Consider the following 26,526-nt stretch of genomic DNA (forward strand, 5'->3'; position numbering starts at 1 on the left):
GGACCGTCGGCATGGCGGAAGCCGCCCGTGCGGTGGCTGCCGCCGATGAAGCGCACGCAGCCACCGCACGGGGAGGGCGGAAGGTCACTCCACTTCGGCCGCCGCGGCTTCCGGGCGCGGTCGGCGCGGGATGCCGAGGGCGAACAGGGCGCCCGCGAGGACGACCGCGACGCCGACCCACACCGCGGGGCGCAGCCCGTCGACGAACTGCTGGGGGTCCCGCGTGCTGCCGTGCGCCACGAACACGGTGCTCAGGACGGCGATGCCGAGCGCTCCGCCGACCTCCCGGACGGTGGTGTTGGCACCGGACGCCTTGCCCGCGTGCTCCTTGGCGACCGAGCCGAGCACCACCGCGGCCGTCGGGGCGAACACGAAGCCCATGCCGATGCCGGCCACGATCATCGGGCCGACCAGGGAGGAGTACGCGGTGTCGGTGTCCGCGACGAGGTTGATCCAGCCGAGGCCCACACCCTGGAGGAAGAGCCCGAGGGCCATCAGGCGGCCGCCGCCGACCTTGTCGGTGAGGAGGCCGGCGACAGGGGCGACGAACATCGGCATCAGGGTCCAGGCGAGCGTGCGCACACCTGCCTCCAGCGGCGTGCGCGGGGGCACGATCTGGAGGTACTGGGCGAGCAGGAAGAGGGAGCCGAAGACGCCGAAGTACATGGCCGCGGAGACGACGTTGGTCAGGGTGAAGGCCCGTACGCGGTAGAAGGACAGCGGCAGCATCGGCTGCGGTGCCCTGGCCTCCCAGGCGACGAACGCGGCCAGCAGCACCGCGCCGCCCGCGAACGCGCCGAGCACGGTTCCCGAGGTCCAGCCGTCGGTCTCGCCGTGCACGATGCCCCACACGACCGCGCACAGTCCGGCGGCGGCCAGCAGCATGCCGGCGAGGTCGAGCCGGATGCCGGGAAGCGAGCTCTCGCGCAGCGCGAACAGGACCAGCGGGATGGCGATCACGCACACCGGCACGTTGATCCAGAAGATCCAGCGCCAGTCCAGGCCGTCGACCACGGCACCGCCCACCACCGGGCCCATCGCGACGGCCAGACCGCTCACGCCGGACCACACACCGAGCGCCATGCCGCGCAGCCTGTCCGGCACGGCATGCGACAGCAGCGTCAGCGACAGCGGCATGACGGCCGCGGCCCCGAAGCCCTGGATCGCGCGGAAGGTGATCAGCTGCTCGCTGGTGTCCGCCAGGCCGCAGCCTATGGAGGACAGCGTGAACACGATGATGCCGAGCACGAAGATCCGGCGGCGGCCGAAGCGGTCACCGAGCGCGGCACCCGTCATCAGCAGGCAGGCGAAGCTGAGGACGTAGGCGTTGACGAACCACTGGAGCTGCTGGGTGGTGGCGTCGAGGTCGACGGCGAGGGTGTGCAGCGCGGTCGAGACGACGAGGTTGTCGAGCGCGACCATGAACATGGGCACGCTGGCCGCGACGATGGCGAGCCACAGCGGCACGCGCCGGCCCTCGCTGGGCGGCGGGGCCGCTTCCTCGACGTCCGGGGTCTTTTCGGAGAGCGTCATGGGGGGGGAACTCCTGTAGGGGACTGCGGGGGGAGAGAGAAAGTCAGGCCGCCGTGGGCCCGTCGGTGTGCTGCGCGTCCGAGCGCTCCTGCTCGGCCAGCCGGCGCCGGGCGTCCGCCCAGCCGATGGGCAGGTCCGCCGCCGGCACCTCCCAGAACGTGAACACCGAGCGCCGCATCGTGGACCGCAGTCCGTTCATGATCGACCGGTGCGGCTCGGTCTTCGCGTACGTGTAGAGGGCCTCCTTGTCCTCCCATGCGGACAGCGTCCAGAAGGTGCGCTTGAGCGGTTGGGCGATCAGGGAGGCGCCGAACGCGCCGGGCGCGCCGGTCACCTGCTTCCAGGCGGTGAGCGACCGCAGGAAGAAGCGGGGGACGTCGACGAAGGAACGGACCTCCAGGCGGGATGCCATCACGAACGCCTCGGCGTCCGGAGCAGGGGCGTTGACGGTGGTCCAGCGCAGGGTGGGCATGGCTGCGGCCTTCTTCCGGCAGAGGCAGGCAGGGGCAGAGGGAAGGGGGACGGAGGGCCTCTGAGGGCCTTTGGATACCTCCACTATCCATGTTAGACAGTGGAAGTGTCCAATGACCAGAGCGGAGCCGTCCCGATGCGCTTGTCCGACCTGAGCCGCCGCAGCGGCGTCTCCGTCACGACGATCAAGTACTACCTGCGCGAGGGCCTGCTCCCGCCAGGCCGGCAGCTGTCCGCCACCCAGGCCGAGTACGACGAACAGCACCTGCGCAGGCTGCGGTTGATCCGTGCGCTGATCGGTGTCCGGGGCCTGTCCGTCAGCACCACCCGCGACGTCCTGCGGGCGGTGGACGAGCACACCGGCGACACCCACATCCTGCTCGGTCTCGCCCTCGGCTCGATCCGGATCACGGAGGAGCCCGAGGCGGACGCCCCGGAACCGGCCGAAGTGGAGGCGCTCATCAAGGAGCTGGGCTGGCAGGTGCACGAGGCCGCACCGGCCAGGGACACCCTCGCCGAGACCCTGACCTCGCTGCGCACGCTCGGCAGCCCGTTGGACTGGCGCGCGCTGCTGCCGTACGCGCGGCTGGCCGAAGGGACCGCTGCCGTCGACCTCGACCAACTGGAGGGGATCGACGACCCGTTGGAGGTGGCGGAACGCGCGCTGCTGGTGACCGTCCTCCTGGAACCCGCGCTGCTGGCGCTGCGGCGCATGGCCCAGGAGAACGAGTCGGCACGGCGGCACGCCGAGGACTGAGATCGGCTCAGCCCAGCTCGCTCAGGAGCTGAGCCGCCGCGTCCGCACCGGACGAGAACGCGGCCTCGTGGGAGCCGATCAGATCCGGGCCCAGCTGCTTGGAGTGGAAGTACGACCCGGCCAGCTTCACCCGGGGCCCCTCGTTCGCCTGGTAGATCACCGACTGCCGCTCGCGCACCGCGACGTCGATGACCGGGTGGGTGTAGTCGAACTCGGCGATGACCGACTCGGGGTCGAGTTCGCGGGGCGGGTCGAGGACGACGAAGTAGTCGTTCTCCGCCGTGAAGTCCTGCAGCTTGTTGAGGTAGTAGGTGACGAAGCAGTGGGTCTCGCCGTCCACCTGGACCTTTCCGTAGTTCCAGGCCAGCCAGCTCTCCCGGGAGGTCGGCATCAGGGCGGGGTCGGTGTGGAGCACCGCCCTGGAGCTGCTGTAGCGGATGCCCTCCAGTGCCGACCGCTGGGCGTCGGTGGGGTTCTCCAGCAGGGCGAAGGCCTCGTCGGCGTGGGTGGCCACCACCGCGTAGTCGAACGTCTCGGTGCCGGACGCGGTGGTCACGACGACCCCGTCCGCCTCCTGCCGGACGGCGGTCGCGGGCTCGGACACGCGCAGGTCGGGGCCGATCGCCGCGAGCGCCTTGCGGACGTAGGCGATCGAGCCACCGCCCACCGTCCGCCAGTCGACCCGCCGGCCCCCGAGACCGCCCTCGCCGTGGCCGACGAAGAACGCGATCACCGTGGCCGCCGGTATCTCCCAGACCAGCTCCGCCGGCACCGACCAGACGGCGGAGCAGAGCATGATCAGGTACGAGTGGCGGAACTCCTGGCTGTATCCGTTCCGGTCCAGGTACTCGCCCATCGACATGTTCGCCCGGCCGCGTACGAAGTCACGGCGGCCCTCCTCCTGGAAGCGGCGCGCCTCCCGCCAGACGGTGGGGAACTCGGGGTACCGCGCGGCGTAGCGCTCCCGGATCGAGGCCTCGTCCAGTTCGAGGTCGTCGGTGCCGAACTCCAGCCCGCTGTCGAGGTCGAAGAAGGTGAAGCCTCCGGGGTGCGGGACGGCCTCGACGCCGAGTTCCTCGAAGAAGGCGGTGAGCCGCGGGTAGGCGGGCTGGTTGAAGACGATGAACGCCGTGTCCAGACCGAGGACGCGGCCGTTCTCCTCGACCTCCACCGTGTTGGCGTGGCCGCCGGGGCGGGGCTCGCGCTCGAAGACGGTGATCCGGGCGCGGTCGCGCAGATGGTAGGCGGCGGACAGCCCGGCGGGGCCGGCGCCGATCACGGCGATGTTCGGGGGAGTGTGGTGGGACATGGGAGGTCCTTACCTGTAGAGGGTCGGTTGCATGGGTGGTGTATGGGTGCGCAGGGTGCCGCCGTCCTCGGTCGCGACGGCCACGAGGTGGTGCGGGGACGGGCGCAGGAGGGCGAGGTGCCAGCGGGCCGCCACGGTCGGCCGGCGGCAGTCGTCGGGGGAGAAGCCGCCGGCGTCCCGGCGCCGGAAACCGAGACCTTCGAGGCTTTCCGTCATACCGACGCCCAGCCCTTTCAGGTACGCCTCCGTCAGCACCCACCGCTCGCTCACGGCGACGCCGGGGGACACACCGCCGAGGAAGGCGTCCAGCCGCCGCGTCTTCTCCTCGTCGAAGGGCACGCGCTCCACGTCGACACCGCAGCCGCGCCGCTGAGTCACCACACAGACGATCAGGCCGTCGGTGTGGGACAGGTTGAAGCGCAGCCCGCCGTGGTCCGCGGCGAGTTCCGGGCGCCCGTGCCGGGTGAGGGTGAACTGCCAGGTGTCCGGCGGCAGTCCGGTGCGGGCGCTGAGGGCCAGCCGGCTGAGCAGGCGCCCGCCCAGGAAGCGCTGCCGGGACCCGGTGCGCAGCAGCCGGTGGTGGCGTGCGTGTTCCTCCGGCGTCAGCAGGTCCGGACCGCCCATGCGGAGGGACAGCTCTTGAACCCGGTGCTCGGGCAGCGTCCACAGGTCCACCGCCCGCTCGTCGTACACGTCGTACTCCTGCTCAGTCAGGCCGGGCTCAGTGGCGGGCGGCGGTCTGGTCGGCGGTGCGGGGTGCGAGCGGGAACTGCCAGTACGAGAAGAGGCGGTCCTCGCGGTGCAGGTGGCGCAGCACCCGCATCGCCTCGTCGATCACGCTCTGGTCGGTGACCGTCTCGTGCGGACGCAGGTGCCCGCGCAGCCGTTCGAGCTGGAGCAGCAGCAGCGCACCGCTCGGCAGCGGCTCCTCCAGCGCCGCGTGCGAGTGGACGAAGGTCAGGACGCACGCGGCGGCGGCGTGCACGAGGCAGTACTCCTTGGCCAGGTCGAACAGCTCGGCGCACTGGCCGAAGTCGCGGCCCAGCCGGGAGCGCAGCTCCTCGCAGCGGGTGGTGAGCGAGCCGAGGTGGTCGAGCAGTTCCGCGGCCACGTCGGCTGCACGCAGCAGCCGTTCGCGCTCGTCGTCGTCCTTGCAGTCCTCCGCGAGGGCACGCAGCCTGCCGATCCCGTCGGGCGCCGCGAGCACCGTGTCGTCCCGCCCCCGGCTGGACAGCTCCTGCTTCCAGGGCTCGTACGCCGGCATGGACCGGGTCATGCCGTACAGGACGGCGGCCCGCTCCTCGGCCGTACGCCGGATGCCGTCGTCCGCCGGTGTGGACGTGGCCGTGGCGAGCAGGGACCGCAGTTGCTGGCCGAGGTTGCGCAGGTTCACCACGGTGTTGCCGTCGGCGAAGTTGGCCACCAGCAGATCGCGCAGCAGCTTCTGGAACATGCCGTAGTGCGGGTGGCCGCGCAGGAAGAAGCGGGCGCCCAGCACCACCGACAGCTGCGACATGCTGCGTTCCATCAGCGTCGGCACGAAGTACTTGGCCACCGACGACCCGATGCTGACCTGCTCGGGTGTCACCTGAAGGGCGCGCACGGCACCGAGGCTGACCGCGTCGGAGACCATCAGGTCGGCGAAGCACTCGGTGATCTGGCGTCGGCTGTAGGGGATGTCGCTGACCGGCCGGCCGAACAGGATCCGGCCCTCGGTGAAGTCCAGGGTCAGCCGCAGCCCGGTGTCGACGGCCGACATGGCAATACCGCTGATCTGGGCACGGGCGATCTGGGTGGCCTTGAGAGCGATCTCCAGCCCCTGGCCCTCGGCACCGATCCGGGCCGACTCGGGGACGAACAGCCCGTTCACCCGCAGGCCGCTGATGTCCATGCCGCGCAGTCCGTGCAGCCGCTCGCGGGGCAGCTCCGCCACCGTCCCGACCGGGGCGGTGCGCTTGTCGAGGACGAAGAGCGAGAAGCCGCCCGGGCCGCCGCGCTCGCTCGTGCGGGCGATCGCGGTCATGCCGTCGGACCAGGTGGCGTTGCCGATCAGCCACTTCTCGCCGGTCAGCAGATAGCCGCCGTCGACCCGCTCGGCGGTCATCGCGTTGGCCAGCAGGTCACTGCCGTAGGCGCGCTCCGACAGCCCCCAGGACAGCCGGTAGCCGTGGAGGATGTCGTGGATCATCCGCCGCTTCTGCTCGTCGGTGCCGGCGACCCACAGCGGCATGAAGCCGAGGTTGGTGATGATCAGGGCGGTGGCGGTGGTCGGATCGCGGCGGGCGACCAGGCGCATCAGGTTGAACTCCGCCTCCACGTCCCCGGACCTGCCGCCCTGCTCGCCGGGGAGGGCGTACTCGGGGACGCCCCAGGCGCGCAGCGCGCCCACGAAGTCGTACGGGTACGTCTCGCGTTCGTCGTACTCCAGGATCGTGCGGTACGACATCGGGCTGTGCGGATCGTGCGGGTCACCGAGGTGTTCCTCGAGCCGCACCGCCAGCTCGGTCAGGTCGGCCTTGGGCATGAGCGGGTCTCCTCAGAACTCGGCCGCCACCCGCACCGGGGCGGCGGTGAACAGCAGGCCGCCCTCGCGCAGCGCGGACAGGGCGTCGACGGCGGGCAGCAGGTCGGGGCCGTGGCGGCGCGGATCGACGCCGTCGGCGCGGGCGAGCAGGAAGGCGAGGGCCGCCCGCAGCCAGCCGGACGCGCCCGCCTCGCCGCCGTACAGCGACCGGTCGCGGTTGTGCCACCACAGGTGGACGCAGGCGGACGCCGCGTGCAGCCAGGCGTAGCGCTCCGCGAGGTCCACCAGGGCGTTGGGGTCGGCGCCGGGCCGTCGCACGGCGGCGGCCTCGCAGCCGAACCTGGCGACGGCGCAGGCCAGTTGGTGGACGAGCGCGGCCGTGCGCGGGTCGGCGAGCTGCTCGCAGGCCGCGTCGGCGGCCTCGGGCAGTCCGCCGAAGACGGGATCCGCGCCCCGCACCACGAGGTCCAGCCGGGTGGGCTCGTACGGCGGAAGCTCCGTGGCGAGGGCGAAGATCCGGTGCAGGGGGTCCGGGTCGGGCACCTCGTCGCGGGTGACGAGGGTGGGGATCTGGGCCGCGTACGCGCGCAGGTTGGCCAGCGGGCTGGCGTCGATCACCCGGACCACCGCCGTGTCCCGCTGGAGTTTCTGGAACAGCCCGGCGCCCGGCGCCTGTTCGCGCAGGACCGAGCGGGTGGCGAGCACGGTCGCGCAGCGCCGGACCAGCTCGTCGCTCGCCTCCGCCACCACGTGCTTGGCGGCCAGGGCCCACACGCTGAACACCTCGGGTACGACGTGGACGCCTCGCGCTGCGGCCAGCGCCACCGCGTCCGCCGCCACCAGTGCCGCCGAGGCGACGGCCAGTTCACGGCGGGCGTGGGGCGTCTCGGCCAGGGGCGTTCCGGAGGTGCGCCGCCCTTCGGTGATACGGCGTTCCTGGGCGAAGCCCAGGGTGAGGCGCAGCGCGCTGTCCGCGATGCCCAGGCTGCCGGCCATGCTCATCACTCGGACGGCCTGCTGGGCGAGGATCGCCACCTCCAGGCCTTCCCCGACCTTGCCCACCAGGGCGTCCTCGGGCACCGGAAGTCCGGTGAAGCGCAGCCGCGCGGTGTCGACGCCGCGCATGCCTCCCGTGCGCGGGGCGGGTTCGCGGTGCAGCCCTTCGGCTTCGGGATCCAGCAGATACGCCGAGAAGGCGCCCGGCCCGCGCTCACCGGTGCGAGCCACCACGTAGACGGCCTCGCAGCGCATGCCGTTGCCGACCATCCACTTCTCGCCGTACAGCCGCCCGTCCTCGTCGAGGCGCACCTCGCCCGCCAGCAGATCGCTGCCGTGCGCGGCCTCGGTCAGGGCGAACCCCACCGAGCCGCCACGGGTCAGGATCTGAGCCACCCGCCGGCGCTGGTCCTCGGTGCCGTGCAGCTGGAGGCAGGTCGCGGCGATGATGCTGAACATGGTGCCCGGCATGACGTTCACGTCCCGGCGGGCCGCCGCGCGCACCAGGGTCAGACTGCGGTCGAACGAGTCGAACGCACCGCCCCACTCCTCGGGCAGGTAGTTGAGGTGGAAGCCCGCCGAGACCAGCGCGCGGCACAGGTCGTCGGGGTGGGCGTCGGCCTCGTCCCGTGCCACGGCGGCGGCGAAACCGTACGGGTTGCCCGGGTCCCCGGGAACCCCGAGCAGCTTCTCCACGTCCTCGGGTGTCAGCCCGCTCATCCGGCGGCCTCCATGAGAGCGGCCGGCTCCAGCGGAACCGGGCGGTAGTCCGCAGCGGACGCCGGGATGGTCACGCCGGCCGTGGCCAGCTGGGCGATCCGGGTGTGGAAGGCCGCGCCCCGCATCAGATGGTGGGCGACATCGGCCACCGTCCTGTTCTCGGGCGTCTTGAGGTAACTGCCGGACACCCAGGCGTTGAAGCTGCCCATCGCCGGGCCGCACCAGATCTGGTAGTCGGCCGTCCGGTCGGACTGCCCGGTCACCGCCCAGCGCGAGGCCATGCCCAGGTACCAGCGGAACACCAGCGCCATCTTCCGTTTGGGGCTGTCGGAGGCCCGGCGCAGCTGGTCCGGGTCACGCCGGCTGAAGTACTCGACGCACTCCTTCCAGACGTCCTCCAGCGGACGCCTAAAGACCTGGGACTCCACCCGCTCGCGCTCCTCGCCGGGCAGCGCGTGCAGGCCGTCGTACGCCTGGTACAGCCGGTACAGCTGCTGCGCCCGCATCGCGAACATCGAGCCCCGGCGCAGTACCTGGAGTTCCACGCCCATCTCGAACATGTCGGCCGCCGGCGCCATCACGCAGTCCGTGACGTCCGCCTGCGCGAGCAGCGCGCGGGCGGCCGAGGAGGTGCCGGACTCCAGGCAGGACTGGTTGACGGAACCCGTCACCACATAGGCGGCGCCCATCGCGAAGGCCGCGGCGACGGCGGTCGGAGTGCCGAGGCCGCCGGCCGCCCCGACCCGGATCGGGGTGGCGTAGCGGTGCTCGTGCTGGATCTGGTCGCGCAGCCGCAGGATCACCGGGAAGAGCGCCGGGAGCGGACGGCGGTCGGTGTGACCGCCGGAGTCCGCCTCCACGGTGATGTCGTCGGCGAGCGGCAGGTGGTGGGCGAGCTGCGCCTGCTCCTGGGTGATCAGACCGTCCCGCAGCAGGGTGTCGACCAGCGTGGCCGGGGCCGGGCGCATGAACCGCTCGGCGGTCTCGGCCCGGGACACCTTGGCGATGACCTTGTGGTCGGCGATGATCCGCCCCGAGGGATCCCGCCTGAGCCCGGCCAGCCGGTAGCGGACCAGATGCGGGGTCAGGCCGAGGAAGGCGGAGGCCTCCACACAGCGCACGCCGTGCCGCAGGAACAACTCGACCGCCTCCCGCTCCAGCCGTTCCTCGCTGGGGCTGTGGATCAGGTTGACGGCGTACGGCAGCCCGGGGATCTCGGCGGCGAACCGGGCCAGCGCCTTCTCGATGGTCCGCGGCAGCAGGCCGGCCGCGCCGAAGGAGGCGAGGAAGCCCTGCTCGGCCAGGGCGATCACCAGGTCGGCGGAGGCGATACCGCCGGCCATCGCGCCGGCCATGTAGGACTGCCGTACTCCGTGCGCGGCGCGGAACTCGGCCGAGCCGAGCCGGTGCGGGGGCAGGGCGGGGGCGGCGGCCAGGATGCCCGGCCCGTCCCCGGCGGCGGCCGCCGTGCCTCCGGCGGCCGCGCCGACGCCCTGCGCCGTGGACACGATGAAGCAGGGCTGCTCCACCTGGCTCAGCACCTGGTGGATCCCGGTCGGATCGACGCTCGGGTACCCGTCTCCGTACCAGCGGAGCGGGGCCTGGGTCGTGTTCATGGGTAGACGATCTCCTCGGCTCTGCCGGACGGTCAGTCGGCTTCGGGGCGGACTTCGATGGCCACGTCGGTGAGTTCGTAGATGCGCAGGCCCGGCTTCCACAGGTCCGCGTCGGCGATCAGCAGCAGCCGGTCCGCCTCCTTGCGGACCTCCTTGACGTGCACGTCGAAGAACAGCTCGCGGTCGTCGCGCAGGATCTGCCCCCGGTACTTCCAGGACATCTCCACGTCGGTGGCCATGGCGAAGCGGGGCCGGGGCATGCCCTCGGCGAGGTTCTGTTCCAGGACGAACAGGCGCAGCGCCTGCAGCACCGCCTCGACACCCAGCGAGCCGGGCATCACCGGGTCGCGGTGGAAGTGGCAGTCGAAGTACCACTCGTCGGGGCGGATGCCGCGGTGCCCGTGCAGGTAGCCCGCGCCGTGGCGGCCTCCGTCCGCGACCAGGTCGACCCGGTCCACCAGGTCGAACCGGCCGCCGGGCAGGTGGAGTTCGCCGCCCTCGGTGTCCCGGAAGGCGGGGGAGTCCTGGGTCAGGTCGATCCGCCGCACCCGGCCCGCCGCCGGCTGCTCCGCCTCGATCCACGGCTGGACGTAGGTGCCGCTGTCGAGGCCCACCTGGTTGGACAGGGCGGCGGCGCTGAAGTACCCGAAGAGCGACTCGCCGGTGTAGAAGACCTCGCCGTCGGCGGACAGCTCGTACGAGAAGTTCTGCAGCACCGCTCCGGACACCACGCTCGTCATCAGCAGCTTCGAGTGGTGGCGGATGGTCTTGCCGCGCAGGTCGATGTCCTTGACCAGCGTGGCGCGGCCGTCGAGGTTGCGGATGGAGTACTCCTCCTGCGGCTCGCGCAGGGTGGCGCCCAGGTAGTAGCCGAGGAAGATGGCTGCCTGCAGCGAGCTCTCCATGTACACGCAGTTCGGCATGTACGGCGAGGAGTTCTCGCGGTAGTACCAGGCGTCGTCCGGCGAGTCGTACTCGGTGACCATCTCCGAACCGGGGCTCAGGTCGCCGCGCGTGCCCTTGAGGGACATGACCCGGTCGACGAACTGGAAGTCCCCGTTGGGGATGTAGGGGGCGCGGGAGTCACGGTAGATCTCGAACTCCGGGCCCATGGCCATGTCCAGCAGGCCCTTGGCGGAGTGGGCCAGGTGCAGCTCGTTGATCATGGCGGGCTCGCCGTCGCGGTTACGGCGGCCGAGGAACCGCGGCACCCCGCCGGTCTCCGGCCGGTACGGCGTGCCGGGCTTCTCCACGATCTGCAGGCCGAGGTTCTGCATCCGCACCACCGGCTTGTCCCCGAGGTAGATCAGGACGTCCGCGATCACCGTGGGCCTCGGCAGCAGGGTCAGCTCGGTGACCTCCACCTCGTAGCGGATCTCGGCGTCCTTCGGGGTGACCTGGCCGCGCACCTGGACGTCGATGCGCCGGTCGGTCACCGTCTGGAAGCGCGCGTCCGGCAGCGTGAGGTGCATGCCCTGGTGCATCAGGTAGATCTGCAGCAGTTGGACGGCACCCTCGGCGATCAGGGAGCCGGCGAGTACCGGGTCGTCCGGGAAGTGGCAGGTGAAGTACCAGCCGTCCGGCTGGAGATGCTTGACGGCGCTGAGCGAGCCCAGCTCGCACGGCCCGCCCTTGCGGTCGATGGTGACCTCGTCGATCATGCGCAGCCGCTCGTCCGGCAGACGCAGCGCCGGGTTGATGCCCGGGTCCTGCGCGTGGTCGGGGCCGAAGACCTCGCCGGGCTTGCCCTGCGCGAGCAACTCCAGGTCGGCGGCGTCGAGTTGGTGCTTGCGGGCGTAGGCGAGGGGCTTGAACGTGCCCTTCGGCAGAGCTGCGCGCCGGGCCCGGTCCTTGTCGGTCAGGACGACGCCGAGCGGGGTGTCCAGCTCCTGCTTGCTGAAGAAGCCGGCGCAGGCGTCACGGAGTTCGAGGATCAGCTCGTCGTCCGCATAGCAGTCGTAGCTGAAGAAGAAGATCGTGGTGTCGCCCTGGCGGACGAACCGGTCGATCGAGATCTCGTAGCGCAGAGTCTGCCCGGTCGTGGGCAGCCCCCCGCGGAAGGTCAGCGAGCTGTCGAGCAACCGGTAGACCCGCTCGCCCTTGTTGCGGAAGTCGATGCCGAGGTAGCTGACGAGCAGCAGGTCGCACTGGCCCGACTCCACGGTCACCGCGGGCGGCACCCCGCCGTCCACGGCGTACCAGGCGTCCTCGGGCACGACGTACTCGGTGGTGATGCGAGAGGGCTCCAGGACACCGGGCTTCGCGTCCAGCTCGGTGACCCGGGTGACGAAGTGGTACGGCGGTGCAGGCAGCCGCACCCGGGCCGCGAAGGTGTCGATCTCGGCGAACTCGGGGCCGAACACGTTGGCCAAAGAACCGGTCGCGAACTCCAGCAGGTCGGCCTCGTCCCAGATGACGCCCTCGACCACGCCGTCGCGGGCCTTGTCCTGTGGGGGCGTTGCGGGCGGCGGCGGGGGCGTCGTGGGCGTCGTTGCGGACCCGCTGGGCAGCGCCGCGGGGCGGTCGGCGGCCGGAGGGGATACGGCGGGTGGGGCTGGGCGGTGGACGGTCGCGGGCGGCGCCGGGGCGGGCCGGGCGCCGGCCGACTGGGCGTCGAGCAGGGCCTCGGCGCGCTCCAGGGTCGCGGACTGCAGTACGCGGTGCGTCTCCATCACGACGCCGTGGGCGGCCAGCATGCCCTGGCGCAACTCCCGCACCAGGTCGGCGGCGGGCCTTCGGCCGGGGCCGGCCGACGGTCCGGGGGCCGGGGCGGTGGCGGGTGGGGTGGCGGACGACGGGGTTGCCGGGGGCTGAACGGGCGCGGACGGGGCCGTCGCGGTCGGGGCGCCGGCCACGGATGGCTGCGGGCTGCCCCAGGGAAGGGCCGTGATGGGGTCTCCGCCGAAGGTGATCACCTCGGAGACCTCTAGCGTCGGATCGGCGGGCATGGCGGGTGGCTCCTCCGGCGGAACGGACAGGGCGGGGACGGGGGTGGAGGTGGGGGTGGGCGTGGGGACGGGTGCGGCGGGATGGGTGGGCCCGGCAGGTGTGGTGGGCCGGGCAGGCGTGGTGGGTCCGACAGGTCCGGTAGACCCGGTGGGCAGCGCCTTGGCCGACGTGCGGGCGACCGGCTGGGGAGTGGCCGGGGTGGGACGCCCGGTGGTCGGGGGCGGGGCGGTTTCGTGGGGTGTGCGGTGTGGGGTGGCCGGTTGGGGGTGCCGGATGGTTGGGGGCGTGGTTGTTTCGTGGGATGTGTGGGCCGGGGTGGCCGGTTGGGGGCGGCCGGTGGTCGGGGTCGCGGTTGTCTTGTGGGGTGTGTGGGCCCGGGTGGTCGTTTCGGGGTGGTCGGTGGTCGGGGCTGCGGGCGTTTCGTGGGGTGTGCCGGCCGGTTGGGGGCGGCCGGTAGCCGAGGCGGCGGCCGTCTCGTGGGGTGTGTGAGCCCGGGCTGCTGTTTCGGGGCGGCCCGTGGCCAGGGCCGCGGCGGCCTCGCGGGCGATGCGGTCCGGGATGGGCTCGCCCTGGCCCACCCGGATCGTGGGCAGGCGACGGGCGGCCGGTGCGGTGGCGGGACGCTCGCCCTGGGCCGTCCCCAGCAGGGCCGTCAGGTCGACCGGCAGCCCGTGCCCGACGAGCCGGGCCATCAGGTGGGCGAGCGGGGTCGTCGCCGGGACGCCGCGGCGGTCCACGCAGGCGGCCACGTGGGGTGCGTCGCCGAGCGTCTCCCGTATCCACCGGGAGCAGGTGGCGCCCGGCCCCACCTCGATGAAGTAGCGGTAGCCGCGCTCGTACGCCGCGTCCACCAGACGGGGGAAGTCGATCGTCGAGCGCAGGGTCGTCGCGATGCGCCGCGGGGACTCGCCGAGCCGCTCGGCGGGCAGCGGCAGGTAGTCGTAGGCGCTGAACAGCTCCAGGTCCCCGAAGGAACCGGTGGGGTAGTCGTTCAGCCGGGCCAGGCCGTCGAACTCGGCGTCCACCACCGGGCAGTGCATGACCACGTTGACCGGGGAGCGGGCCGCGCGGCAGCCCAGTTCCGCGATCAGCGCCCGGCACTGGGCCGGGTCACCTGCGATGACCAGTTCCTGCGGCGTGTTCACATGGGTGAGGTGGACCCGGTCGTAGCGGGCGAGCGCCTCGCGCACGGGGCCGGCGGGCGAGAGGAGTACGTGGGAGGCCCACACCTCCTCGTCGGGGACCTCGTCGCCCAGCCCCCACAACTCCCGTACGGTGCGCCGCGGTCCGCACAGCCGGTCCTTGAAGACCGGGCTGTCGCTGATCAGCGAGTCGCTGCGGCCGGCCGGATCCCAGCCGCCGGTCGCGAACAGCATGCTGGACTCGCCCAGGCTGTAGCCGAACCCGCCGTGCGCCGTGATGCCGAGCACCTCACGCACCAGCGCGGTGTACAGGATCGCGAAACTGGTGCCGGTGGCGAGCATGAACGGGACGTCGTCGCCGAGCCGCTCCTCCAGCCGCATCAGTCCCCGCCGGTCGAGGGCCTCGCGGGTGCGCGGATACAGGTGGGCCGCGCGCAGCATCCGGGCCGGCTGGGCGGCCTGTCGCTCGAAGCGGTCGAGCAGGGCGGGGAAGGTCCGGAAGAGGTCCGCGCCGAGGCCCGGGTAGCTGTTGAAGGCGCCCGGGTAGACCAGGGCGACGCGTCCGTCGGGGCCGATGGGCCGGGGGGTGAAGAAGGAGCCGGCCGGGGTGGCCCACTCCCTGCCCTCGGCGTGCGCCACCGGCAAGTCCCGTGCAGCCAGCTCCAGTTGCCGGGCCAGCCCCTCGCGGTCCTGGCCGACGAGGACGGCGCGCAGGCGCTTGTCGCCGAGTTCACCGGCGGCTTCCCGGGCGAGGGCGTGCGGGTCGGCGCCGTCGTCGAGCAGCGCGCGGTACCGCCCGGCCTCCGCGGCCAGCCCGTCCGGCGTTCCGGCGCCGAGCGCCAGCAGCACGGGACCGCCCGCCGGGTACCAGTCGGCGCTGCGGCGGGGGCGCTCCGCGTCCGGCACGGAGGAGAGGACCACATGGGCGTGGGAGCCCGAGGCGCCCAGCATGTCGACGGCGGCATGGCGGCGGCCGTCCGCCTCCTCACGCAGCCAGGGGCGCGAGGCGTCGGGTACGTAGAGCGCGGAGTCGGCGAAGGCGTCGGCGAGATCGCCCGCGGGGCGCTTCCAGCCGGGGGTGCCGGGCAGGTACGCGTGCCGTACGCACAGCACGGCCCGGATCAGGCCGGCCAGCCCGGCCGCGCAGCCGGTGTCGCCGATCTGCGCCGCGACGCTGCCCAGCGCGGTGGTGCCGGTACCGGAGGCGGCACCGTCGGCGTCCGCCTCGTAGACCCGCGACAGGGCGGTGATCTCGGACCGGTCCGTGTCCTCGGTGCCGGACGCGTGGGCCTCCACATAGCCCACGTCGGCGGCGGCGACGCCCGCCTCGTCCAGAGCCGCCCGCGCGGCCTCGGCCAGCTGTCCGGCGGCCGCGGCGGGCATCGAGCCGGTCGCCGGGGCGGACTTCGAGCCGGTCGCCGGGGCGGACTTCGAGCCAGCCGCCGGGGCGTAGCGCACGGCCACCCCGTCGAGGCGGGCGTACACCTGGCCCCGGGACGTGTCGGGACGGGTGACGACCAGGGCGCCGGCGCCCTCGCCCACCCGTCGGCCGCGGTCCCCGTCGTTGAACGACAGCCCCGCTTCGGCCGCGAGCTCGGGCCCCACGAGGAGGTTCTCCGCCGAGCCGGCCAGATCGACGGCGGTGACCAGCACCGCCTCCAGATCCGGGTCGAGCAGCAGCAGCCGCGCGACCTGAAGAGCTTCGGCGGTGCCCGCGCCGTCGGAGGAGAGGGTGAACGACGGACCGGTCAGGTTCCACCGGGAGGAGATCCGCCCGGCCATCACATTGCCGATGTAGCTGAGGACTTCGTTGGCGCCGATCGGGTCCACGACGGCGTCCCGGGCCACCTCGGTGAGCGCCGCCCGCTGCTCCTCGGTCAGTTGGACGCCGGCCTTGTCGAACTCTCGGCGCAGGAACGCCCCCAGCCCGTACCGGCTCAGCCTGGCGTGCGTGTACGGCTCGATCTCGGTCACCGCCACCACGGCGACGCGGCGGGGTTCGGGGGTGTCGCGCGCCCCGGTGCCCAGCCGGTAACCGGCGTCGCGCAGCGCCTCGTCGGCGACCTTGGTCACCAGTGCGTGCTGCGGGTTGTAGATCCGCAGGTCGGACGGCGGAACCCGGAGCTGGACGGGATCGACCTCCACGCCGTCGACGAACGCGCCGTGCGGCGCGTCGCCGGTGAGCCCGGCCTCCTCGAGGGTGCCGCCGTCGGTGCGGTCCAGGCCCCGCCACCGCCGCTCGGGCAGCGGCCGCAGGTCGTGCTCGCCCCGGTGGACGGCCCGTTCGAAGGCGTCCACGGTCTCCAGCGACCCGAAGTGCGCACCGAGTCCTACGACGTCCAGCGCGGGCAACACGGCGGACTCGGCAGGGGCGGGCAACACGGCCGAGTCGGCAGGCGCGGGCAGCACGGCCGACTCGGCAGGAGCAGGCGCGCTGACCCCCTCGGGGGACGACAGCACGACGTGCGCGTTGGTCCCGCCGAACCCGAACGCGGAGACCGCCGCCCGCCGCGGACCCGGCCTCTCGGGCCAGGCCTGCGCGGAACGCACCAGGGCGTCACCGCCGACCCGGCCGTCCGGGGAGGAGATCGGCTGGTCCACGCCGATGGTCGGCGCAATCGTGCCGTCGTCCATGGCCAGCACGACCTTGAGCAGACTGCTCAGACCGGCCACGGTCAGCAGATGCCCGATGTTGCCCTTGACCGAGCCGAGCAGCGGCACCTTGCCGTGCGGACCGAAGAACTCGGCGAGGGACTCGGCCTCGGTCGTGTCCCCGATCGGCGTGCCGGTGGCATGGCACTCCACGTAGTCGATGTCCGCCGGGTCCACACCGGCGTCGGCGTAGGCGCGGGCCAGCGCGTCCAGCTGCCCGCTCTTGCGTGGGACGAGCGGGTGGCGTCCGGCACCGTCGTTGGACAGCCCGATGCCGTCCACCACGGCGTGGATGCGGTCGCCGTCGCGCAGCGCGTCCGCCAGCCGCTTCACCGCGACCATGCCGGCGCCCTGGCCGGTGACGATGCCGCCGGAGCGGCCGTCGAAGGGCTGGCTGAACCCGTTCTCCGGATAGGCGTGCAGATCGGAGAACGACAGGTGGATCAGGGTCGGATCGGGGGCGCAGACCCCGCCCGCCAGCACCAGGTCCGCCTGCCCCGAGGCGAGGTGGCCGCAGGCCAGGCCGAGCGCGTACAGCGCCGACGAGCAGGCGGCGTCCAGGCAGTAGCGGGGGCCGCCCAGGCCGAGCGCGGCGGCGGTGACGGCGGCGGGCGATCCGCTCACCCGCAGGTTCTCCGGGACGACCGCCTGACGGTCGATCAGCGGGCGCGCACCCGGCAGCGCGGCGAGCTCGGGCAGGCCCGCGCGGCGCAGTCCGGCGAGCACGGCCTCCTGCGCCAGCGGAACGCTGACCTCGGCCGAAGTCGGCGTCGGGAAGGAGTAGTTGCCCATCACCAGGCCGGTGCGGGCGAGGGTCTCGGGCCGGTCGGCCAGGCCGCAGTCCCGCAGCGCTTCCCGGGCCGCGTACATCGACCAGTGGAAGATCCGGTCGAGGCCCGCGAGGTAGCCGGCGTCCAGCCGGTAGCCGCTGGGGTCGAAGTCGAAGTCGGTGACGAACCCGCCGCGCCGGGAGGTGATGCGGTGGCGGGGGTCGAGGTCACGCTCGTCGAGCGCCGCCCCGAAGACCTCCTCACCGCCGTCCCGGCGGCTGTCGATGCCGCCGCGCAGGTTCTGCCGGAACTGCTCGGGCGTCCGGGCGTCGGGGAACAGGCAGGAGATCCCGACGATTGCGAACTTGGTCATGGAACTTGGTCCCTCCAGGGTTCCGGGGGCCCGGCGGGGGCCTCGATGAGGCCCCCGCCGGGCCCGCCAGTCCAGCCGTCGGCTCAGCGGCTCGCGAACTTGGCGGCCAGCTGCGGGGTGGACACGAGGGACAGCCCCGCGAACCGGAGCAGCACGCGGCCGTCCGGGGCGCAGGCCGAGACGTCGACCGTGGCGGACGCACCGTTCGCCGAGACCGGCTCCACGACCACGACGAACGGCTCGCCGTCCGGCAGCGCCTCGTACAACTCGGCCCGCGCCACCGACATCGGCAGGCTCGCCGTGTCGCGGTGCCGGCGCATCCACACCAGCGCGGCCTGCAGCAGCAGGTCGGCGGTGCCGGGTGCGTACCGGCTGCTCGCGAACGCACCGCCCGCGGGCCGGTGTTCCGGCAGCGCGCACTCGATCACCAGGCGCGACTCGTCGTCCCGCAGCACCCGGCGCAGACCGCGCAGCGACTCGCCGTGGAAGAGGGTGCCGTCGGAGTAGCAGGCCTGCGCGTCGCTGCCGTCGCCCAGGGCGGGCAGCCCGGTCACGCGCTGCGGCTGCGGCCGTGCGCCGCCGCCGAGGAGCACCCGCGCCGCGTAGTGCGGACGGACCGTCCCGTCAGCAGTGGTCGAGCGGATCGCCACGTCGGCCTCGGCGCCGTCGGGTGTCGGGTCGAAGGAGAGCTGGAACCGGCTGCCGTCGAGCGAGTCGTCGAAGATCACACCCTTGTGGACCGCGAAGTCCCGGATCTCCGCGACGCCGCCGCCGGTCAGCCGCTCGACGGCGCCCGCCGCCCAGCCCAGGGCCGCTGCGGCGGGCAGCACGGGCGCGTCCCCGATGACATGGTCGGCGACGAGCGGCTCGCCGACGAGGGACGCCAGGTCCCGCTCCAGGACGACCGGCGAGGCGGGCGCGGCCTGCTCGCGCTCGGACAGGGGCGTGGTCGGTCCGAGGACCGTGACCACGTCACCGCCGCGCTCGGGCGCGAACTGCTCGGCGAAGAACCGGACTCCGGTGTCCTCGGGGATGAGGCTGATCCCGCGCTCCTTGAAGACCGCCTTGATCTGCGGCGACACCATGCCGCTGTCCCAGGCGCCCCAGTTGAGGGATGTCACGTGGCTCTGCGGGTGGCTCCGCTTCCAGGCGGCAGCCCAGGAGTTGAGCACCTCGTTGGCCATGGCGTAGTCCGACTGGCCGCGGTTGCCGAAGAATCCGGCGACCGACGAGAACAGCACTACGTGCCGCAGCCGATCGGCGGGCAGCGCCGCGACGACCGAGCGCAGACCGCCCAGCTTGACGGAGAAGACACGATCGATCTCGGCCGCCTTCTTCGCGGAGATCAGCTGGTCCGCGAGGACGCCCGCGCCGTGCACCACACCGGTGATCCGCTCCCGGTACGGCGCCAGGGCCGCGGCGGTCGCGGCGGCGTCGGTGATGTCCACCGCCAGGTACTCGACCTCGCTGCCCGCAGTCCGGATCGCGGCCAGAGTCTCCCGCACCTCGCGTTCGCCGACGACCGCCTGGTAGAGCTGCTCCACCCGCTTGGGGGTCGGCTTCTCGCCCGCCTGCTTCAGCTGGTCGACGGCGGCGGCCTTCAGTGCGCCCTGGTCGGTCAGCCCGCGGGCCCACTCCGGCTCCTCACCCAGTGCCGTACGGCCCAGGAGCAGCACCCCCGGACGGTGCGCGGCGGCGAGGGCCTCGGCGCAGCGGGCGGTGATGCCGCGTCCGCCGCCGGTGACGACCAGCAGGTCGTCGGAGGTGAGCGGTACGGCGTCCGCGCTCGGTGCGGCCGGCTCCTCGCCGAGGGTCAGCGCGACCCGGCGGACGCCGTCACGGCCCACCTGCACCGGCCCGGCCGCGGCGTCGTACACCTCCTCCAGCACCAGATCGGCGGCCTCCCCTGCACCGAGGGCGGGCGTCAGGTCCAGGGCCCGGCAGAAGAGTTCGGGCGCCTCCACCGCGAGGGTCTTCAGCAGACCGCCGACGCCTCCGGCGGGCACCGCCTCCTCGGCGACCCCGCCGAGACCGAAGGCCCCGTCCAGCTGGGTGACCGTGACGAAAGCGGCCCGCTCACCCGTTTCCGCGGCGGCCGTCAGCGGGCCCACCACGTGCTTGGCGATCAGCAGGGTGTGCGCGAGCCTGCGCACGCCCTCGGCCCAGGCGAGAGAGTCCGCGGCGGCGAAGCCGAGGACGAGGTGCACTCGGTCCGTGCCCAGCTCCTCGAGGCGCGAGGCGAGTTCATTGGCGCCCCAGCTCGAGAGCGCGCCGTCCGCGCCGCCGCTGATCCGCTGCGGCACGCCGGGCAGCCGCAGCACGCGCAGCTGCCAGCCGGCGGCGACGAGCCGGCCCGCCGCGGCCTCGGCGACCGCACTGCCGTCGTCGACGACGATCGCGGCCGCGCCCTGCGGATACGCCCCCACCAGCCGGTCCGGCACGGGCAGGTCCACCAGCGCGGCCTGGCCCCGGCCGAGCGCGGCGGTGACGGGAGCCGCGGCGGGGGCCGGCTCGGTGGCGGCAGATCCGATGGCGGTCGTCTCGGCGGCGGTCGGCTCGGTGACGGCCGACTCGGCGGTGGTCGCCTCAGGAGCAGGCCGCTCCCCGGACGCGGCACCGGAGAGCCCGGTGACGAAGCCGACGATGTCGCTCAGGGTGCGCAGTTCGGCGAGTTGTTCGGGGCCGACGGGGGTGGGGCTGGGGAAGTTTTCTTGGAGGACGCCCATGATTTCGACGCGTTTGATGGAGTCGATGCCGAGGTCGGCCTCGACGTCCATCCCCAGGTCGAGCATGTCGGCGGGGTAGCCGGTCTTGGTGGCGACGACGTCGAGGAGGACGGCGCGTACGTCGTCGGCGGAGGGCGCGGCTGCCGGCGCCGGGCCGGGTTCGGCGGCGGCCGTGGTGCTTGGGTCGGACGCGGGGGCAGGGGCGGGGGCGGCGCCCGGCTCGCGGAGTTCGAGGACGAAGCCGACGATCTCGTTCAGGGTGCGGAGTTCGGCGAGTTGTTCGGGGCCGACGGGGGTGGGGCTGGGGAAGTTTTCTTGGAGGACGCCCATGATTTCGACGCGTTTGATGGAGTCGATGCCGAGGTCGGCCTCGACGTCCATCCCCAGGTCGAGCGTCTCGGCCGGGTAGCCGGTCTTCTCCGACACGATGCCGAGCAGTGCGGCAGCGACGTCCTCCGTGTTGACGACCTGGACCGGGGCGGTCTGCGTCGCCGTCGCGGTGGCCGAGGCCTGCGTACGGGCGCTCTCCCCGCCGAGACTCAGGACGAAGCCGACGATCTCGCTCAGCGTCCGCAGCTCGGCGAGTTGTTCGGGGCCGACGGGGGTGGGGCTGGGGAAGCGTTCCTGGAGGACGCCCATGATTTCGACGCGCTTGATGGAGTCGATACCCAAGTCCGCCTCCAGGTCCATGCCGAGGTCGAGCATTTCCGCCGGGTAGCCGGTCTTTTCCGAGACGACCGCGAGCAGCGCGCCCTCCACGTCGGCGGCAGATGCCCCGGACGACGGCGGCGGCTCGGGGGCGGGGGCGGCAGATTCGTCCGGCGCGGGACCGGCCGGGGGCATCCCGGCCGCGGTCTCCTCCGGGCGGGCCGGAGCGGGCGGCTCGACGGCCGGAACCGCCGGAGCGGGCGGGACTGCCGGCGCGGTCAAAGCAGTCAAAGCGGGCGGAGCGGGCGGCACGGCCGGAGCAGCCGGGGCCACGGGCGACGCGGGAGCCGCCGGCGCGGCCGGAGTCACCGGCTCGGTGGGAGCCACCGGCGTGGACGGTGCCGTCGGCGCCGACGTGCCCAGCTCCATGGCCGCCAGGTCCCGCAGGATCTCGTTGGCCCGCAGATGCGTGCGGCCGATGGCAAGGCCGTGCTCCTTGACGGTGGCCACGCCGGGGAACACCTCATGGACACGGCCCTGCTCGTCGGCCCGCTCGAGGATCCCCATCAGGCGCTGCGCGCCCGCCAGTTGACCGTTGAGGTAGTCGTCGTGCAGGGCCAGGTGATCGGCGATCACCTCGGACAGCCGGTCGTTGCCGGGGGCGGGTGTCGGCTGGCGTTCTTCTTCCACGAGTTCGCTCTCCAGGACGTCTTCGGTAACGGGCGGCGCCGCGGGCACCACCTCCGGTACGGCGGGCCGCACGGCGACAGCGGTCGCGGCGGTCACCGGGACCGGCGCGGACGAGGCTGCCGCCGTCGGCGCGGGCGACACCTCGGCCGCGGGCGCGCCGGCGGCCACCGCCGGAGCGGTCTCGGCCACCGCGGTCTTTGCGACTGCGGTCTCGGCCACTGCGGGTACCGCCTCGGCGGCCTCCGGCCGAGCCACCCGGTAGCCGTTCTCCAGCGCCTCGCGGTACGCCGCCTCACGTGCCTCCGGCACGTGGTTGATGCCGTTCAGCGGTACGGTCATGCCCTTGACCGGCTCGGTGACCGGCGGCGCGGCCACGTAACGGTCCTCGGTGGTCAACGGCAGGCCCAGCACCGCGAGTTGGGCCACCGCACGCTTCAGCGAGAGCTCGGCGTCACCCTTGGGGCCCGGGTCGAGCTGCACGGCGAAGTGCTCGCGGTCGCCGAGGATGCGGCGCACCAGCTGGGTCAGCACGCCCTTCGGCCCGAACTCCACGAACGTGCGGAAGCCCGCCGCGTACATCTCCTCGACCCGCTCGGCGAACTGCACCGGCTTGACGAGCTGGTCGACCAGGGTCCGCCGGTTGGCGTCGACGTCCGAACCGTACGAGGCACCGGGCGAGTTGGCGTACACCGGCTGCCGCGGCTCGCGGATCTCCGCGTCGGCCACGCGCCGCCCGAACGCCTCCACCGCGTGGGCCACGAACGGCGTGTGGAACGCCGCCGAGACCGGCAGCCGCACCGCCCGTACGCCGGCCGCGTCCGCCGCCCGGACCAGCCGCTCCACGGCGTCGGTGGCCCCGCCGAGCACGACCTGGTCGGGGGCGTTGCGGTTGCAGACCGTCAGCTCGGGGTGCTCGGCGAGCAGGCGCTCGACCTGCTCCGCGGAAGCGGTGACCGCGGCCATCGCCCCGGCGTCGAAGTCCGGGTCGGCGGGCGGTGCCATGGCGGCACCCCTCGCCCGGGCCAGAGCGACGTACGTGTCGTCGTCGATCGCGCCGGCGGCCCACAGGGCGGCCAGCTCACCGAAGCTGTGCCCGAGGAAACCGTCGGCGGCGAAGCCCAGTTCGCTCAGGTACCGGAAGTGGCCGGCCGCCAGGGCGCCGATCGCGGGCTGGGCGTACTCGGTGCGGCGCAGCTCGGTCTCGTACGCCGCGCGCGTGTCCTCGTCGAAGGCGGGCGGCGGGAACGCGACGCGGGACAGGGGGAGTTCGTGGTCCGCGAAAGCCGCGTTCGCCCGGTCGAAGGCCGCCCGCAGGGGAGGCAGCGCGAGCACCGCGGTCCGGCCGGGCTCGACGTACTGGCTGCCCTGGCCCGCGAAGAGCGCGCCCACCTTGCCGGTGGGGGCGGCCGAGCGGCGGAAGTAGACGCCCTTGGGGTGGGACCAGGCCTCCTCGGCGGGCTTCGCGCGCAGTTCGGTCACGGCGAGGGCGCGCAGCTCGGCGAGCTCGGCGTCGGAGCGGGCGACGAGAGCGAGCCGGGGATGGCCGGCCGGAGCGGGCTCGGTGCGCGGCTCCGCGCCGCTTTCCAGCGCCCGCACCAGGCCGTTCATGTCAGGTTCATGCCATACATATACCTGGCTCACAGGAGACATGACCCGCAGATCGTCCCCGTCGCCGTGCTCCTGAAGCACCACATGGAAGTTGGTGCCGCCGAAGCCGAACGACGAGACGGCCGCGCGCCGTTCGGGCCGGTGCGGGTCGCGGATCCACGGGCGGGCCTGTGCGCTGACGTAGAACGGGCTCTCGGCCCAGTCGATCGCCGGGTTCGGCCGCTCCACGTTGATGGTGGGCGGCAGCACCTTGTGGTGCAGGGCCAGCGCCAGTTTGATCATGCCGGCCGCGCCCGCGGCCGCCTTGGTGTGGCCGATCTGCGACTTCACGCTGCCGACCGCGGCGAACTGCCGCTCCTTCGAGTACTCCGACACCACCTCCGTCAGCGCCGACAGCTCGGTCGCCTCGCCGACCGCCGTGCCGGTGCCGTGCGCCTCGAACAGCTCGATCGAGTCGGGGGAGACGTCGGCGTCCTCGTACGCGCGGCGCAGGGCCGTCATCTGCCCCTCCTTGCGCGGGGCGTAGATGGACTTGAACCGGCCGTCGCTGGAGGAGCCGATGCCGCGCAGCACCGCGTAGATCCGGTTGCCGTCCCGCTCGGCGTCGGAGAGCCGGCGCAGCGCCAGCATGCCGATGCCCTCACCGATGAGGGTGCCGTCGGCACTCTCGTCGAAGGGGCGGATGCGGCCGGTCTTGGAGAACGCGGGCGTCTTGCTGAAGCACATGTACATGAAGATGGTGTTCTCGGCGTCGCAGCCGCCCACCAGCATCGTGTCGGAGCGCCCCTCCAGCAGATCGCTGACCGCCGACTTCACCGCGCCCAGCGAACTGGCGCAGGCCGCGTCGATGGTCATGTTGGTGCCGCCGAGGTCGAGGCGGTTGGCGATGCGGCCGGCGACGACGTTGCCCAGCATGCCCGGGAAGGAGTTCTCCTCCCAGGGCGCGAAGGCCAGCTTGAACTTCTCCGCGATCTCCTCGGCGTCCCGCTGCGTGAGGCCGCAGGAACGCACGACCTCCTTCAGGACAGGGGTCTGCAGGCGGGCGGTCAGCGGCTGGGTGAGCTGGTTGGCGCCGGTCACACCGAGGACCACGCCGGTGCGGGAGGGGTCGTACCAGTCCTGGTCGGCACCGGCGTCCTTCAGCAGGTCGCGGGCCACGACGAGGCTCAGCAGCTGCAGGACGTCGGTGACTTCGAGGGTGTTCGGGGGCAGCCCGAACTCGAGCGGGTTGAAGGGGACGGTGGGGATGAAACCGCCGCGCTTGGAGTACGTCTTGTCGGGAGCGGCGGGGTCGGAGTCGTAGTGCTCCGACACGTCCCAGTGGGTGGCCGGGACGTCCTCGATGCAGTCGGCGGCGGAGACCACGTTCGCCCAGAACTCGCGCAGATCACGCGACTTGGGGTAGAGGGCGGACAGCCCGACGATGGCGATGGGGTCTCGGGCGAGCCGGCGGTCGAGGTCGGACGGGGACGAAGCGTTCACGGCGAGGCTCTCTTGTTCGGACGGCGGGGCCTGGTTTCGGCCCGGGTCGGTTCGGGGGCCCTTCGGGTGACGCGCAGGGGGGAGTGGGCAACGGCCGTTCAGGCCGCGTTGAGCAACGGGGCGATCACTCCGAGGGAGTCGGGGCGGCTGAGCATCGTGTAGTGGTCACCGGGGCATCTGTGCAGGGTCAGGCCCTGTGGGGCGAGCGGCCGCCAGCCGAGCGTGGGGTCGTCGGGGATCAGGCTCCGCTCGGCCGTGACCAGCACCAGGGGCAGTGGTGCGGGGCCGGGCCGGTGCGGGGCCGTCAGGCGGTTGTTGCGCAGCAGCCCGTCCACGTACGTGTCGTAGAGCTTGCGCAGCCCCGGCAGCGGGGTGTCCGGGTGCAGGGCCCCGGCCGCGACCGCCGTGTCGAGTACGACGGTGAGGCCGTCGTCGACCCCGCGCCCGGCGAGCCGGCCGGGGGCCAGTCCGATCGGGCGACCCCGCTTGGCCCCCAGGTACATGGCGAACCAGCCGAGGAGCAGATCGGGTTCGAGGGCGTCATCGGGCTGCTGGTACTCCTCGGTGGGCGCGATGCTGTCGAGGAGCACCAGGCGCTCGGGACACCGCACGGCGGGTGTCTTGTGGCTCATCGCGAGCGCCAGTACTCCGCCGAAGGACCAACCGGCGAGGGTGTACGGGCCTGTGACCGGCCCCATCGCGGTGAGCAGCCGGTCGGCCAGGGCCTCGACGGTCGTCGCCGCCCTGCCCCCGGTCAGCGCCGCCTCCGCGTACTCGGGGACCGATGCCAGATCCAGCACGGTCAGTCCGTCGCCCTCCGGCAGCGCGTCGGCCAGACCCCGGTGGACCTGGGCCGGGAGCGCGCCGGGGTGGACGAGGTACACGGTCCGCCGGCCGGGCGCCGCTGTCCGGAACGGCTGGGCCACCGGCGGCCGTGCGTCACGCGGCGGCCGCACGTCGATCGCTCTCCTCGGCCAGGTAGGCCGCCAGGTCCTTGACCGTCGGGTGGTACCAGAGGGTCGTCGTGCTCAGCTCGAAGCCGAGCCAGTTCTCCAACTCGCCCGCGAGGATGAGCGCTTCGGTCGAGTCCAGGTCCAGCTCGTCGAAGTACACCTCGCGCGAGACCTCTGTGGTCGCCACGCCCAGGCGGTGGGCGATCTTTTCGATCAGCCAGTCCTCGGCCTCACGAGTGGTCACTTTGGGCATGGTGCGTCGTCCTTCCTTGGGGAGGGTGTGCGCAGACCGTCGCAGCCAGGCCCGGGCAGGCGGGCGGCGGACATCTCGGCGACGGTCTGTCCCGGCTGACGTGCGACATCGCACGGGGAGTCAGGCGGGGCGAAGAGGGTGGGAGTGAGCCGGATTCCGTTCTTGGTCATCGGCGCCGGGCGTGGCGCCCGAACAACTGTCGTGCCTTCGGAGTGGCCGCCCGAAGCACGCGGGTCACAGTCTTGCCACGTGGAGTAATCCTGGACAACCGCTCTTCCGCAGAGTGGAAAGAAAATTGCGTTGACAGGCCTTGACCTAGTCTTGACGGGCCTTGTCCTGGTGTTGACAGGCCTT

The 26,526-nt window shown here is 72.9% G+C and carries 12 protein-coding genes; 1 reads left to right on the plus strand and 11 read right to left on the minus strand.

Going from position 1 to position 26,526, the window contains the following annotated elements; genetic code table 11:
• Positions 1–84 precede the first annotated feature (84 nt).
• Both Q4V64_RS47725 and Q4V64_RS47730 read right to left on the minus strand, forming a co-directional pair.
• Positions 85–1,533: an MFS transporter gene (locus tag Q4V64_RS47725; protein WP_124445025.1), complete on the minus strand. Its 1,449-nt coding sequence runs from the start codon at positions 1,531–1,533 to the stop codon at positions 85–87.
• Between the two features lie 43 nt (positions 1,534–1,576).
• Positions 1,577–2,005 (minus strand): DUF3291 domain-containing protein, encoded by a 429-nt coding sequence (locus tag Q4V64_RS47730; RefSeq protein ID WP_124445026.1) that lies wholly within the window; start codon positions 2,003–2,005, stop codon positions 1,577–1,579.
• Positions 2,006–2,140: 135 nt separating this feature from the next.
• Here Q4V64_RS47730 and Q4V64_RS47735 point away from each other — a divergent pair, with 135 nt between their 5' ends.
• Positions 2,141–2,761, plus strand: a complete 621-nt coding sequence (locus Q4V64_RS47735; protein ID WP_124445027.1) for a MerR family transcriptional regulator — start codon at positions 2,141–2,143, stop codon at positions 2,759–2,761.
• A 7-nt stretch (positions 2,762–2,768) separates the two neighbouring features.
• Here Q4V64_RS47735 and Q4V64_RS47740 read toward each other — a convergent pair whose 3' ends face one another.
• From Q4V64_RS47740 to Q4V64_RS47780, 9 genes are all read right to left on the minus strand, one after another.
• Complete coding sequence (locus Q4V64_RS47740; RefSeq protein WP_124445028.1) at positions 2,769–4,070, minus strand: FAD-dependent oxidoreductase; 1,302 nt, start codon at positions 4,068–4,070, stop codon at positions 2,769–2,771.
• 9 nt (positions 4,071–4,079) lie between these two features.
• Positions 4,080–4,763 (minus strand): 4-phosphopantetheinyl transferase, encoded by a 684-nt coding sequence (locus Q4V64_RS47745; protein ID WP_124445029.1) that lies wholly within the window; start codon positions 4,761–4,763, stop codon positions 4,080–4,082.
• Between the two features lie 28 nt (positions 4,764–4,791).
• Positions 4,792–6,594 carry an acyl-CoA dehydrogenase family protein gene (locus Q4V64_RS47750; protein WP_124445030.1) on the minus strand — a complete coding sequence of 601 codons (1,803 nt, stop codon included), beginning with the start codon at positions 6,592–6,594 and terminating at the stop codon, positions 4,792–4,794.
• A 12-nt stretch (positions 6,595–6,606) separates the two neighbouring features.
• Positions 6,607–8,310 carry an acyl-CoA dehydrogenase family protein gene (locus Q4V64_RS47755; protein WP_124445031.1) on the minus strand — a complete coding sequence of 568 codons (1,704 nt, stop codon included), beginning with the start codon at positions 8,308–8,310 and terminating at the stop codon, positions 6,607–6,609.
• Positions 8,307–9,926 carry a PfaD family polyunsaturated fatty acid/polyketide biosynthesis protein gene (locus tag Q4V64_RS47760; protein ID WP_124445032.1) on the minus strand — a complete coding sequence of 540 codons (1,620 nt, stop codon included), beginning with the start codon at positions 9,924–9,926 and terminating at the stop codon, positions 8,307–8,309. Before Q4V64_RS47760 ends, Q4V64_RS47755 begins: the two co-directional genes overlap by 4 nt.
• Before the next feature lie 32 nt (positions 9,927–9,958).
• Entirely contained in the window at positions 9,959–17,812 is a 7,854-nt protein-coding gene (locus Q4V64_RS47765) for a beta-ketoacyl synthase N-terminal-like domain-containing protein (RefSeq protein WP_303714691.1), read from the minus strand.
• Between the two features lie 83 nt (positions 17,813–17,895).
• The gene (locus Q4V64_RS47770) at positions 17,896–24,966 is read right to left on the minus strand and encodes a type I polyketide synthase (protein ID WP_303714693.1); all 7,071 of its coding nucleotides are present in this window, start codon (positions 24,964–24,966) and stop codon (positions 17,896–17,898) included.
• 98 nt (positions 24,967–25,064) lie between these two features.
• Positions 25,065–25,922 carry a thioesterase domain-containing protein gene (locus tag Q4V64_RS47775; RefSeq protein ID WP_124437519.1) on the minus strand — a complete coding sequence of 286 codons (858 nt, stop codon included), beginning with the start codon at positions 25,920–25,922 and terminating at the stop codon, positions 25,065–25,067.
• The gene (locus tag Q4V64_RS47780; RefSeq protein ID WP_124437518.1) at positions 25,906–26,172 is read right to left on the minus strand and encodes an acyl carrier protein; all 267 of its coding nucleotides are present in this window, start codon (positions 26,170–26,172) and stop codon (positions 25,906–25,908) included. The genes Q4V64_RS47775 and Q4V64_RS47780 overlap by 17 nt, the downstream gene beginning before the upstream one ends.
• Between the last annotated feature and the right edge of the window lie 354 nt (positions 26,173–26,526).

The sequence above is a fragment of the Streptomyces sp. NL15-2K genome, from assembly GCF_030551255.1.
Lineage (GTDB): Bacteria > Actinomycetota > Actinomycetes > Streptomycetales > Streptomycetaceae > Streptomyces.